The 12,885-nt window shown below is 52.2% G+C and carries 12 protein-coding genes; 4 read left to right on the forward strand and 8 right to left on the reverse strand.

The window, feature by feature from the left end:
- Window positions 1-49: 49 nt before the first annotated feature.
- On the reverse strand, window positions 50-1,321 hold the full coding sequence (locus TREPR_RS05005) for an ABC transporter substrate-binding protein (RefSeq protein WP_015707210.1): 1,272 nt from the start codon (window positions 1,319-1,321) through the stop codon (window positions 50-52).
- Between the two features lie 20 nt (window positions 1,322-1,341).
- On the opposite strand from TREPR_RS05005, the gene TREPR_RS05010 reads away from it, so the two are divergent.
- A complete protein-coding gene (locus TREPR_RS05010; protein WP_015707211.1) occupies window positions 1,342-1,821 on the forward strand; it encodes a hypothetical protein in 480 nt (159 codons plus the stop codon).
- A gap of 41 nt (window positions 1,822-1,862) precedes the next feature.
- Window positions 1,863-2,789, forward strand: coding sequence for a GTPase Era (era, locus tag TREPR_RS05015; RefSeq protein ID WP_015707212.1), 927 nt, complete (start codon window positions 1,863-1,865; stop codon window positions 2,787-2,789).
- A 12-nt stretch (window positions 2,790-2,801) separates the two neighbouring features.
- On the opposite strand, the gene thrH is transcribed toward era, so the two are convergent.
- Complete coding sequence (gene thrH / locus TREPR_RS05020) at window positions 2,802-3,419, reverse strand: bifunctional phosphoserine phosphatase/homoserine phosphotransferase ThrH (protein ID WP_015707213.1); 618 nt, start codon at window positions 3,417-3,419, stop codon at window positions 2,802-2,804.
- A gap of 567 nt (window positions 3,420-3,986) precedes the next feature.
- On the opposite strand from thrH, the gene TREPR_RS05025 reads away from it, so the two are divergent.
- Both TREPR_RS05025 and TREPR_RS05030 read left to right on the forward strand, forming a co-directional pair.
- On the forward strand, window positions 3,987-4,742 hold the full coding sequence (locus TREPR_RS05025) for a biotin--[acetyl-CoA-carboxylase] ligase (RefSeq protein ID WP_015707214.1): 756 nt from the start codon (window positions 3,987-3,989) through the stop codon (window positions 4,740-4,742).
- Window positions 4,743-4,778: 36 nt separating this feature from the next.
- Complete coding sequence (locus tag TREPR_RS05030; RefSeq protein WP_015707215.1) at window positions 4,779-5,600, forward strand: GerMN domain-containing protein; 822 nt, start codon at window positions 4,779-4,781, stop codon at window positions 5,598-5,600.
- Between the two features lie 3 nt (window positions 5,601-5,603).
- Here the strand turns inward: TREPR_RS05030 and TREPR_RS05035 are convergent, their stop codons facing one another.
- The 6 genes from TREPR_RS05035 to TREPR_RS05060 form a co-directional block, all read right to left on the reverse strand.
- On the reverse strand, window positions 5,604-6,470 hold the full coding sequence (locus TREPR_RS05035; RefSeq protein ID WP_015707216.1) for a TIGR00282 family metallophosphoesterase: 867 nt from the start codon (window positions 6,468-6,470) through the stop codon (window positions 5,604-5,606).
- A gap of 142 nt (window positions 6,471-6,612) precedes the next feature.
- A complete protein-coding gene (locus tag TREPR_RS05040) occupies window positions 6,613-7,374 on the reverse strand; it encodes a ChbG/HpnK family deacetylase (RefSeq protein WP_015707217.1) in 762 nt (253 codons plus the stop codon).
- A gap of 12 nt (window positions 7,375-7,386) precedes the next feature.
- The gene (locus TREPR_RS05045; RefSeq protein ID WP_041611025.1) at window positions 7,387-9,048 is read right to left on the reverse strand and encodes an ABC transporter permease; all 1,662 of its coding nucleotides are present in this window, start codon (window positions 9,046-9,048) and stop codon (window positions 7,387-7,389) included.
- Window positions 9,035-10,132, reverse strand: coding sequence for an ABC transporter ATP-binding protein (locus TREPR_RS05050; RefSeq protein WP_015707219.1), 1,098 nt, complete (start codon window positions 10,130-10,132; stop codon window positions 9,035-9,037). Before TREPR_RS05050 ends, TREPR_RS05045 begins: the two co-directional genes overlap by 14 nt.
- 27 nt (window positions 10,133-10,159) lie before the next feature.
- Complete coding sequence (locus tag TREPR_RS05055; RefSeq protein ID WP_015707220.1) at window positions 10,160-11,227, reverse strand: ABC transporter substrate-binding protein; 1,068 nt, start codon at window positions 11,225-11,227, stop codon at window positions 10,160-10,162.
- Between the two features lie 100 nt (window positions 11,228-11,327).
- Entirely contained in the window at window positions 11,328-12,860 is a 1,533-nt protein-coding gene (locus tag TREPR_RS05060; protein ID WP_041611026.1) for a hypothetical protein, read from the reverse strand.
- Between the last annotated feature and the right edge of the window lie 25 nt (window positions 12,861-12,885).

A 12,885-nucleotide genomic window follows, 5' to 3' on the forward strand; every position in this document is an offset into this window, starting at 1 on the left:
CGCCAAATTAGTTTGATGTCGGACCGTACAGGTGGGTATAACCGGAGCGCTACAGCCCCCGATTCAACCGTGCCCAGTCTGTAAGCCTCCGGTCCAAGCTGCGTATTTCCCCCTGGTTCGCCGAGCGTATCCGGTCATGCAGGTAGGGGAGTATGACCCGCTCTTTCATGGCCATCCAGTTCCTGGGCAGGATATTCGGCGGGGTTAGGAAGGTTTCAGGGGGCATACGCCCCAGGAGGCTGGGGTAGAACTGGGGGAAGATCCGCTCCGTCACTGTGCGGAGGGCGGAAAACCCGTTGGCTATGCCGAAGCGGGTCTCGTTGAGCCGGTTGTTTTTTCCTGCCTCCAGAAACAGCCGCTGGGTCTCTTCTTTAAAAAACCATTCAGTAAAGGCTTCGGCGGCTTTTTTCGCCCGGCTGTTCCGGAAAATGCCATAGTACACCATGTCCTCTGATAGGGGGATGGTATCCTTCCCGGCGATCCAGCGGAAATCCAGGCTTGCCCTTCGCTCCTGGGGGAGGGTGAAAAATTCTGAACTACCCATGTGGAAGAACAGGATACGCCCGGACTGGGCAAGTTTTGCCGGGGGATCGTAAAAATATTTGAACGAAAAATCATCTTCCGCCTGTATGCTGGTATTGGCCTCCTGTATCCAGTCCTGGATAAAAGACAGGGACCCCTCCAGGGCCCGGCTGTCCCATTCCAGGGGGGAGGCTTCCCGAAAGGAGGCGCCAAAGAGGACAGCGCTTACGAAAATAAAGTCATCATTCCAGGCGGGGGAAAAGCCCATCCGGGAATAGATGCCGTTGCTTTCGATATTGTAGGTTTTTCCGATTTCCCTGATTTCCTCCAGGGAAATTGTAAAGGGGTTGGACAGGAGTGTCCCCTTATCCCTGGAAAAGACAAGGGCGGGAATATTAAAAGCCACCGGGAGCAGGTACTGTTTTCCGTCGATATTCCCCAGGGCCAGCAGGGGAGGGTAGAATGATTCCCTTGAAATCTGGTTTTTCTTAAAAAAACTGTCCAGAGGTTGAAAAAGGTTCCTGGTGGCGGCACTTTTAAGCCAGCTTCCCACCACAATATCCGGGTAGGAGCCATCGTTATCCGTGAGCTTTTGGGCAGGGGACTCAAAATACCGGGTTTCGATCTTATAAATATCCTGGTTGGCATTAAAATATTCGGCATATAGGGCAAATTCCGGCTTATCGGTCCATAAAACAGCCGTATTGGAGCTCTGTAATGCGCAGGAATCCAACAGATGCAGGATCAGGGTTGTGAACAAAAAGGCCGTTAATGGCGAGTGCTTGTTTTTTCTCATCATAGGAAGTATATTGATATATAATGCAAATTCAAGAACCCCGAATAATAAGGCTCATAGAACAAATCAGCGAGCATTACCGCTCAAATATTGCCAACCGTTTTATCCGGCCGGCTCTATTGCAATTACCCATAGAGAATCAGGAATGGAGCTTGATCGAGGTTTTTATGGAACGGGGGGATCAATTCCGCTTCCAGGGCTATGAATTGGATGAACTCTACCATCAGCTCGCCGCTGCCGCCAACCTGGTTTCCCTGGCCCGGACCAGCCTAGCCCCGGGCTTTCGGAACCGCCAGGGGATAGACTCTGTTAAAGGTTCCGATAAGGTGCTGCGGGATATGGCTTTGAATAACTTTTCTTCCAACCTCCGGGTCCTGGCGGATCTGCTGAACGAACTCTTTGTGCTCCTGGTAGAAGCGGATAAAGTTGCAGCCCGGGGCCGCAAACCCCTCTATGCCCAGATGCCGGAATTGAACGATTTAGGGCGGAAGCTCATTGGATAACCCGCCTTTGGAAAACGGTTTTCCCGGGACTTGCGAATAAAATGGAAAAAAAATCAGCCTTTGTTGCGGTGGTGGGCCGTCCTTCAGTGGGAAAGTCAAGCTTAGTAAACCTGTTCTGCGGCCAAAAGGTAGCAATAGTAAGCGCGGTTCCCCAGACCACCAGAAACGCTATCAGGGGTATTGTGAACCGGCCCCAGGGCCAGTTGGTTTTTGTGGACACCCCGGGCCGCCATGCCTCGGAACGGAAACTCAATAAAAAACTTATGGAGGTCGCGGACCGGGCGGTAGCAGAGTCGGAGTTGGTCCTCTACCTGCTGGACGCCTCCCGCCCCCCGGGCGCCGAGGAAGAAGCCATTGTCACAGGGCTTGCTTCCTTTGCGCTTACTACCCTTGTGGTGGCTGTCAACAAGATGGACGCCAAGGGCGCCGACTTTGAGGCGGCCCGCAGTTTTATTACCCAGCGTCTTCCCCTGCTTCCCGAAGCCCGGATATTCGGGATTTCCGCCCTGAAAGATGAGGGGACCGGACCTTTACTGGATTGTCTTTTCAGCCTGGCCGTGGAGGGTGAGCCCCTTTACCCTGAGGAATACTACACCGACCAGGACCTTGGCTTCCGCATCGCCGAGATAATCCGGGAGAAGGCGATCAACCGCCTGCGCCAGGAACTGCCCCATTCCCTGTATGTGGAGGTGGCGGACACGGAGTTGCGCTCCAAAGAGGGGGCCCCCGAGGGGGACCCTGAAAAGACCCGGCTCTGGGTCCGGGCTTTTATCATTACTGAGCGGGAATCACAGAAGGGCATGGTAGTCGGCAAGGGCGGCGAAATGATCAAGGCTATACGCCAGGCCGCCCAAAAGGAACTGAACAGTATCCTTGACTGGAAGGTGGAACTGGATCTGCGGGTTAAAAGCTCCCACGACTGGCGTCACAACGACAAGGTGCTGAAGCGGTTAATTTCCCGGGAATAATACTGCTGTGGATCATTTGCCTTCAGGGTTAGATAAAAATCCATCGATCTGGGATAGTAAATCTGTGTAAGTATCTACACAAACAATATCGCTGTTGTCAGATCGTATCGCCGGGGGGGCGCGGAAGAGGCAGCCCGCATCGGCTTCCCGGATCATTGCCAGGTCGTTGAAGGAATCCCCTGCGGCGAATACCCCCAGGTTAATGGACTTGAAGGCGATAACCGCATGCTTTTTGCCGTCCTTCTGCCGGAGCTTGTACCCGGTAACGGTGCCGTCCGCCTCGGTGATCAGGGTGTTGCAGAAAAGGGTAGGGTAGCCTAGTTTTGCCATCAGGGGCTTGGCGAACTGTTCAAAGGTATCCGAAAGGATGATAAGCTGGGTGCGTTCTTTCAGGGCCCGGGTAAATTCCGCTGCCCCCTCCAGGGGTTCCATGGTCCCGATGACTTTCTGGATATCTGCCAGCTTAAGATGGTGTTCTTCCAGGAGTTTCAACCGGAACGACATGAGCTTATCGTAATCAGGCTCATCCCGGGTGGTACGCCGCAGTTCGGGAATACCCGCAGCTTCGGAAAAGGCTATCCAAATTTCGGGGATCAGAACCCCTTCCAGATCAAGGCAGACAATGGGCATTACAGAAACCGATCCTTTATACAAAATTGTTATTGGAGCATTCTACTATGGGGAATAGAATGGCGCAAGGCGTTGTATTGCCAATTTAACCAAAGGTGGCTCATCCTCCGGGAGGGGTGGGGATTGCCTCCATCCCCTAACCTGTAGAGTCCGCCTCCGTCAGCCTCGCTTCGCGAGTCTGCTACGGCGGGGAATTCCAGAGACGGGGACGGAGGCAATCCCCACCCCTCCCGGAGACATAGGTCAACATTAGGAAACTGGTATTGCGTGCTGTTATGTTTAGCAATGGCCTCAGGCAATCCTTACTTTTGTATGGCAATGGTTTTTTATTGTAGGTATATGGGGATAAAGGCAGGGGCGAATTGCCATCCCCCCCGGTCAGTAACCCAGTACAGCTATCACACTGACCGTTGCTTATGCAACTTTCATTCGTAACCTATTTTTGTAAAATAGGCCATAAAATAAGAATTTTCTTATATGGAAATAAAACTTTTTAATATAGTATTATAAAAAAAAGCTAAATTTGAATGGTAAAAATAAGTATTATTTTACTAAAAAGTGTTGCAAATGAAGAAACTTGAGTTGTACAACCCTTTTTCCGCCCCTGTTTTTCACCTGGAGACCACGGCCAGCACCATGCTGGACGCCCGGGAACTGGCTGCCCGGGGATCACCCCACGGTACGGTGATCATGGCGGATGTTCAGGAAGCGGGCCGGGGCCGTATCCCCAGCCGTCCCTGGAAGGCTGAAAAGGGCAGCCTTCTTTTTACCTTACTTCTCCGGTATCCCGGGATGGAAGCCATACCTCAGGCACTGACCCTCAGAACCGGCCTGGCCCTGGCCTTGGCTATCGAAGATTTTGTCCCGGCCTTTAAGGGGATGACCCGGGTCAAATGGCCCAATGACCTGATGCTGGGATCGAAAAAAGTGGCGGGGATACTCACCGAGGGGGACGGCAAAAATGTATATATCGGGATTGGGGTGAATGTGGCCCAGGGGGAATTTCCTCCTGATATCAGAGATAAGGCTGTGAGTTTGGGATTGGCGCCGGAGGCCCGGTTCCCCTTGCTGGAGGCTTTTCTCCGGCGTTTCCATGGGCAACTTGAGGGGCCTGATTCAGGGAGCGATAGCTGGCGGGAACAGCTTGACCGGCGGCTGTATATGAAGGGCAGTCAGGTACGCTTCATTGACGGCCCAGCCGCTTCGGGCCGCTTGGTGGAGGGGACTCTGCAAGGCATAGGCCCCGGGGGGGAGCTTCTTATCCAAACCGGAGACTCGGCGGAAGCCCAGGGTTTTATCACCGGGGAACTGGATGTGTATTGAGTTGACCCCCTGGCTAATTCACTCTATTATTAGGGAGTGGCAGCTTTAAAAAACCGGAATAAAAATACTTCTCCCCCTCCGAAAAAAACGATTCAGTTTGTTTTTTGGACCCTGTTTTTCATAGTGATTATCAGTCTTTTTATCGTCAGCTGGCAGCTTATTGAATCTAATGTAAAAAAAACCGGACTTCTGGACCGGCTCTTTAACCGGGAAGCGGCAAGGACTGAAAGCCCTTCGGAAATCCCGGTGCCCCTGGAAATTGGCCCCGGTGTACCCAGCCCCGGTCAGGCAGAAGATGGCCTGCCTATAGGCCCTACAGAACCTGCTCCCGAGCCAGCGGACGAATTTACCCTTACCGGGGATGAGGCCCCTGAGCCGCAATCGCTTACCGAAACCAAGCCTGCCGCCCCGCCTGTGACCCCGGCGCCTCCGGCCGTACAATCCCGGGACCGGGCTCTCTACTTCATCCGGGTTGACGGGGACGGGACCATCCTGCGTACTTCGGTTAACCGTACCGTAACCTTGAGCGATTCCCCTTTGGAGGATGTGTTGCGACTTCTCCTGCAGGGTCCCACAGCGGCAGAAAAAGCCCGGGGCCTTATCACCCTGATTCCCCCAGGGACCAAATTCCTCAGGGCCGAAGTACGGGGATCCACAGTCTACATCAGTTTTAGCGAGGATTTTCAGTTCAATACCTATGGAGTGGAGGGTTATGTGGGCCAGCTGCGACAGGTGGTGTGGACCGCCACGGAATTTTCCAATGTCAAGGATGTGCAGATACTCATAGAAGGCCGTCGGGTTGATTATCTGGGGGAAGGAATCAACATTGGGAGCCCCCTGGACAGGGATGCGTTCTAGGCTTCAGAAAACCCGAAGCCGCCGCATGGAAAGGGCCTTGCCGGTTTCCCGGTCCATTTCCGCAATCACCCCCCGGAGTTCCGGAACCTGATCCGCCGATGGTTCAGCGCAGGCCATACGGTACAGCACCTGGGTCCGCGCCCGGTCCAGGCAAATCTTAGCATCCATGCCGATTATGCCGCCTGATACGCCGGTCATACCCAGATCCGATATGTAGCCCGTACCCCCGGGGAGCACCTTTTCATCCGCAGTCTGTACATGGGTATGGGTACCCACCACTAGGCCTGCCCTGCCGTCCAGGTAATAACCCAGGGCTTCCTTTTCCCTGGTGGATTCTGCGTGAAAATCAACCAGTACTATGGCGGGAGACTTAAGGGACTCTTGAGTCCCAAGGGACTCTTGAGTCCCAAGGGTCTCTGGAGACCCAAGGGTCTCTGGAGACCCAAAGGTCTCTTGGATAACCGAGTCAAAGGAGCGGAAGGGGCAGTCGATGGGGGTCATCAGTTCCCGGCCCTGGAGATTTATCACCAGATAGGGGATCTCGTTTTTTCTGATCAGCACCCAGCCATGGCCCGGGGCGCCGGCGGGATAATTCAGGGGCCGCAGTATCCGTTCTTCAGTGTCCAGAACGGGCCAGAAATCCCGTTTCTCCCAGACATGGTTCCCCGAAGTAACTACATCCGCCCCGGCGGCAAGGATACGGCTCAGATTAGGGTTGGTAATACCGAAACCATCCGCGGCGTTTTCCCCGTTGACCACCACAAAATCTGCCCTCTCATCCCGGATAAGGGAAGGGAGCAGCTTTTCCAGAACATCCAGCCCCGGATTGCCCACCACATCGCCGATCATGATTACCCTTAGTGCATCCATAGGGGAAGTATACGGGGGAAGGGGGGATTAATCCAGGGTAGATTTTTAGAAATATTTTACGTGTATTATAATGAATAATGCGGCAATTGGTAAAATTTGTTGTGATACAAACATGATGCGATGTTTCGCCGGAATGATACCATCACGGCTGTTTAAGATACCGGTAATCAACAAGATCCAGGTGATGTTCCTCCAGCCAATTCCGGACCCGCTTGTCACAGAGGGTTTCCAGATCCTTGCATCGGGGCAGGGTTAAGCTGGTATTGTCCAGCAGGTACTGATCGATATAACCGGGGTGGAAATGCAGCACCCGAATTTCGTCGGAACTGTTTAAAAGGCCATAACGGTCTTCAAAAAAATCCTCTGGCTTCGCTCCACGGTTAATGATATCCCCATAGTCCAGCCTATCCACTGCGGAAAGGTAGCCCTTTTGGGGCTGCCCGTCCAGTTCAATATAGTGCAAGCCGTACCGAAGGGCAGCATCCCTGAGGGCTGCGGTAATTTCATCGCTTTGAACGGAGTGAATTTCAATATGCAGGGGATACTCCCCGGTGAGATCGCGAAACCTTTCTATCTGGGCGTTTGTTTCCCGCAGGGCATCGGGGTAACTAATCTGGTACCGGCCGGTTTTATACTCCCCGGAGCGGCGGAAACGTCCCTGTTCATCCACCAGGGAGGGAATGCTGTCCGGGGGGCTGCAGGGAAGGCCCTGTACAAAATTGGTATGCAGGACCAGGCACAGATCCGGCATTTCTTTTTTACGGAGCTCCAGGGCAAATTCCGCAGCGGGCATATTTACCATAAGCCCTGCGGTCCGGGCGATGCCGAATTTGCAGGCCTGGATAAGTCCAAGGCTAAAGGCCCGGGAAAAGCCAAAATCATCGGCGGCAATTATCAGTTTCATCCCCAGCAACTCCTACAGTTTAAGTTCTCTTCTACCGGTGATTTTGAAAATGACCAGCAGACAGATAACAGAAATACCCATAAAGATCACCGACAGCGCGGCGGCGTTGCCGTACATACCCCGGATAACCTCGGTATAAATGGCCACCGTGATGGTCCGGGTTCCCGCCACATAGAGCATGATGGAAGCACTGAGTTCAGAGGTGGTCTGCATCCAGGTCATGATGGAACCCGACAGGATTCCCGGACCCAGGATGGGCACCGTAATGCGGGTAAAAACCCTGAGGGGGGAAGCTCCTAAACTTATTCCCGCTTCTTCGGTACTCATGCTGATGGAACGCAACAGGGCGGATATGGAACGGATCATGTAGGGAAGCCTGCGGATCACATAAACCAGGATCAGGGCGCCGGCGGTGCCTGCCAGCACAAAGGGTTTGCGGAAGCTTACTGAAATGGCTATTCCCAATACTGAACCGGGAATGATAAAGGGTATCATGGAAAAGGCATCCAGGGCGGTGTTGAGTCTGCTGGGTCTGCGGACCACCACATAGGAAACCAACAATCCCAGGATTATAATAATGAGTACCGCAGCGCTGGAAAAAACCAGGGTATTACGAATGGAGTCCCCCAGCCGGGAAAACACGCGGTTAAAGCTGTCCAGGGAAAAACCATCCACAAACATGGACCCCGAGGGGGAGGTCTTTTTAAAAGCCGTATAGATGATCAGGGCCTGGGGAATAGTGGCCAGTCCTATGAGGGTGTAGCAATACAGATGGGCCAGGATACTCCGGAGCATCCCGGCCTTAACCGGTTCTATGGGCTGGTATGCGTTCATGGAATAGGAGTTGTGATCGGTTACATACTTTTGGGCCAGGAATACCGCCAGGGTGGTAAGCATCAGGATAAGGCTCATGGCGGCGGCAAAATTCTTGTCCGATCCCGTTTCGGCCATGTACTGGTTAAAAATAAGCACCGGCATGGTGCGGTACCCTTCTCCGATGAGCATGGGGGTGCCAAAGTCCGCGAGGGAACGCATGAACGCCAGGAGGGCTGCGGCAATAATGGTGGGCGTTATCAGGGGGATTACCACCAGGGTAAAGCGGCGAAAACCGGTACAGCCGAATCCTTCGGCAGCCTCAAAGAGGGAGGTGTCCATGCTGGACAGGGCGCCTGAAACGTAGAGGTAAATGACGGGCATCATAAAGAGGGAGGCCACCAGGAGTATGCCCCCAAAGCCGTAGATACCCTGGTAATGCAGGCCCAAAATGTCGTTTAAAAACCGGGTAAGCGCCCCGTTGCGGCCTAAAAGAAGTATCCAGGAATAGGCGCCGATAAAGGGAGGCGAGATCATGGAAAGGGTAATCACCAGATCCAAAAAAGAGCGGCCCCGGATCTTAACGGTTTTCATCACAAAGGCCAGGGTAGTACCAAGGACCGTGGCCAGCAGGGTAACGCAGGAAGTAACCTTCAGGCTGTTAAGGAGTGAATTGTAATAATACTTTCTGCTGAAAAACAGGGCAAAATTAGCCAATGTGAGTTCCCCGCTTTCATTGTCAAGGGCGCTCTGTTTTAAAATACCAAAGAGGGGATAGAGCAGAAATAAAACAAAAAAAATCAGGGCTCCGGCGCTGACGATCATCCAGATGTCAAAGGGCCGGCGTCTACTCAAGCTCATTCTGAACTCCCTTAAGGAAGTTTACCCTACCTTCGGGATCAAAAATATTTACCTTATGCCGGACAAAATCCAGGGTAACGGGGCTGCCGGTTTTAAATTCTCCCTGTTGGTCCGAGGTCATGATCACCTCTACCGGGGGGCTAAAACCGGTTTCAACCTGATAGTGGGTATTGGGTCCCAGAAACACTTTGCTGCGCACAGTTCCTCGGATTCCCGGCCCATCCCCCCGGACAATAAATTCCTCAGGACGTATGGAAACCAGAACCTTGCTTCCTGCGGGGGGGAGCTCGTCTCCCCAGGTGTCCAGGGGAACCCTGAAACCGTCAGGAAAAGTAACCGTCCCCCGATCAAACTCCGCTTCCAGCAGGTTGCTGCGCCCTATAAAGGTGGCTACAAAACGATTGGCCGGCCGGCCGTATATATTCTGGGGAGCGCCGACCTGTTGTATAACCCCGTCTTTCATAACGGCAATACGGTCGGAGATAGCCAGGGCTTCTTCCTGATCATGGGTAACATAGACAGTGGTAATACCCGTCTTGTTCTGTATATCCTTGATGGCATCCCGGGTTTCTATACGCAGCTTTGCGTCCAGATTTGAAAGGGGTTCATCCATCAGGAGCAGATCCGGTTCTATCACTATTGCCCGGGCCAAGGCTATGCGCTGCTGCTGGCCTCCGCTCATGCGGTTGGGCATACGATCCCGAAGCTCTTCAATATGTACGGTATGCAGGATGGCATCAACCCGGGACTCAATTTCCGGCCGGGGGATATTCCGGTTCCGCAGACCGAAGGCAACATTTTGAAAGGTGGACATATGGGGAAAGATGGCGTAGTTCTGAAACACCATACCCACATTGCGTTTATTAACCGGTACTTGGTTTATGACCCGATCGCCAAAAAGAATACGCCCGCCCTCAATGGAATTAAACCCTATCATCATCCTGAGCAGAGTTGTTTTGCCGCAACCCGAAGGACCCAGGAGGGTGAAAAATTCACCCTCCCGTATTTTAACCGAAAGATCGGGAATGATAGTATTATCTCCGTATTTTTTTACCAGATGTTCACAGGTAACGGCTACGCTCATGGTAAAACTCCTTCAAACCCGTTGTTCCTATTGAAGAACCCTGGTCATAAGATCATTGAATTGCGCCTGAATCCTCTTGGTGTTCTGGATGATCCACTCCTCGGGATAGTCCATGTGATTTTTGCCTACAATCCGTTCAATATCGCTGTAGGGTTTAAAGTAGGAAGCCAGGGCGGCGTTTTTACGGACCGGCCGGGAACTGGTGGTGGTCCCCATGGCGCCCTGCATCTCCTCGGAAATTACAAAGTCTACGAACAGCCGGGCATTTTGGGGGTTTGCCCCGCCTTTGACTATCTGAACGGTACTGGGGGCAAAATAGAGACATTCCCGGGGATACACAATTTCCAGATGTTTGGCTCCGTCCTTCATATAGGTTACCGATGGCGCCTCCCAGGTAAGGGCTACCCCGTATTCGCCGTCCGCCACGGATTTATGGATATTACCGGAACTCTCCAGCATGATGCCATGTTTCAACAGCTTTTCCACATAGCTCCAGCCGCTGTCAGATTCGTACCGTTTGCCCTCGGCAATGGCAAAGCCGTCCAAAATTTGCCCCAGGTGGCTGAAGGCGGAATTGGATTTTGCAGCGTTACCAAAAACAACCTTTTTGGCCAACTGGGGCTGCAACAGATCCGCATAGCTTTCAATCTTTATGTTTCCCACCACATTCCGGTTTACCAGCAGCACATGGGTAGTAAATTCAAAGCCCGTAAAATAGTTATCCGGATCCTGGGCCACTTCTTCTATAAAGGCAGCCTCGGGGCTGTGGTATGGCTCAAAAAGATCCTTGCTGTTCTGAAGCAGGGACTTGCCGCCGCCTATAAGCACATCCGCTATGGGATTATCCTTTTCTGCGGTCAGTCGGTTCATAAGCTCTCCGCCGCTGGCGGATATAACCTCTACCTTAACGCCGTACTTTGACTCAAAGGCCGGAATCAGCTGGCTCATAAAATCTTCCGAGGTATTGGAATAGACAACCAGATTCTTGGATACTCCGCCGCTGTTCTTGTCCTCTTTGCCGCCCCCGGCCGCTAAACCGGCCGCAATGCCTCCGAACAGCGCAAGGGCCAAAAAAAACCGTATGGATTTCTGCATTACATGATCCTCCTAAAAATTGACAGGTGATAAACACAATAGAAACTATATACCATTATTTTAAAAAGGGCAAGAAAAAAAGCAGGAATTGCTCCCGGGCTCAGATCAGCTCATCCGATGCCTGGACAATGAGCCGCAGTAGTTGGAGTATATTTGTGAGCCTGGTGACGATGCTCTGGAGCTGGCTTTCCATGGGCAACACGGAAAAGGTGTTCAGCTCTTCCCAGTTCAGGATGACTGTGGGGTCGTTTTTCCGGCAGTCTTCCAGGGTATCCGTAAAACCATCGTGCAGCACAGAAAGGTGGAAGATCGCCTCGTTGATGATGGTTTTCGCTTCCCCGTTGACCGTGTCCAGGTTTGCACTTATGATCTTTGTCTGGTTTTTATCCCGGTCTATTTTTATCATCGCGGTTTTAAGACGATTGCTGTAGACCCCGCCGTTGGCAAGTGAATCGTCAAGTTCGTTGATACGATCGTGATAGGGTATGAGCGTCCGAACCGATTCGGAAAGGGGCAGGGAAAGTGCGGGGGTAACCCATTGTGCCCGGACAAGGATCAAATCGTAGAGTCCCAGGAACTCCATTTTCTCTTCCAGAAGAAAGGCGCTTAAATAATTGAGCCCCTGGGAAAACCTGAAACCGGGAAACCCCTTCTTTACATACATTTCCCCGGCCCGGTCAGTATAGTTCTTAAGATTATTTACATTGGTATAGCCGAAAACCGCCTGGGCATATTCGGTGATTTGGGTGTTTTGTGTAACCGTGATAATTTTCTTGAGGTGGTCGAACATTTCAGTCTTTATAATTTCCAGGTAGGCCCCAGTGATGTCCTCATTGTGAACAGAGGGGACCCAACTCCAGTCAGGGTTCTTGTCGATAAACCGGATCATCATCTCCAGTATCCCCGAACGTTTAATATCCCGCAATTGGAGGAGCAGGCTGTTCCAGAGCTTGGGATTCACCACATCCGTATCTTTAAATGCCTTTAATGCCATCAAGGCGGAATTCCAGTCCAGGTTCGGATCAAGGGTACCGGTCAGTTCCAGAAAATCCTTAAGTTCATCCGAGATCAGCCGGCCCTGTACCGGAATAAACTGGGGGTTATAGCTGAAGTTGCGTTCCCGAAGGTGGCTGTCGAATTTTTTTAGAAAAAAGTAGAAATCAAAACTAACGAATTTGATCAGGGTCAAAATGAGATTATAACATTCATTTATACGGCCTTTCAGTTCTGTATCAAAGCTGCCGGCCAGGGTATCGAATTCGGTTTGTATTTGTCGGGCTAGATCCCGGGGGGGTATGTTTGTTGCCCGTTCATCAATGCTTTCCGGGGAAACCTGGGCCAGGATGTCCAATTGTCTGGGGTTAAGAAAATTGTTGACCGTAGCCAGTTTGAGCTGGGTCGACTGGAGGGCGTGCTGCAACAGGGTCTGGGCCGGGGAAACAACCTTGTAGATGCCGAAGAAAAACCGGGCAAGCTCCGGGTCAGCCTCTTCGGTCTTGATCCGGTAAAACTTCCCATACTTATTGGCCGCCACCATCTTGGACATCTTTTTAAGGGTCCGTCTTTTGGCCCGCTCGGGATCAGCTTTCCCGGTAAACAGGGAGATAAACCACTTATATAAAGAAAACGCCATGGTAAAAACTGACCTCTTAAAAGCA

Origin of the sequence: Treponema primitia ZAS-2 (assembly GCF_000214375.1) — a bacterium.
In the GTDB taxonomy this organism is placed as follows: domain Bacteria; phylum Spirochaetota; class Spirochaetia; order Treponematales; family Breznakiellaceae; genus Termitinema; species Termitinema primitia.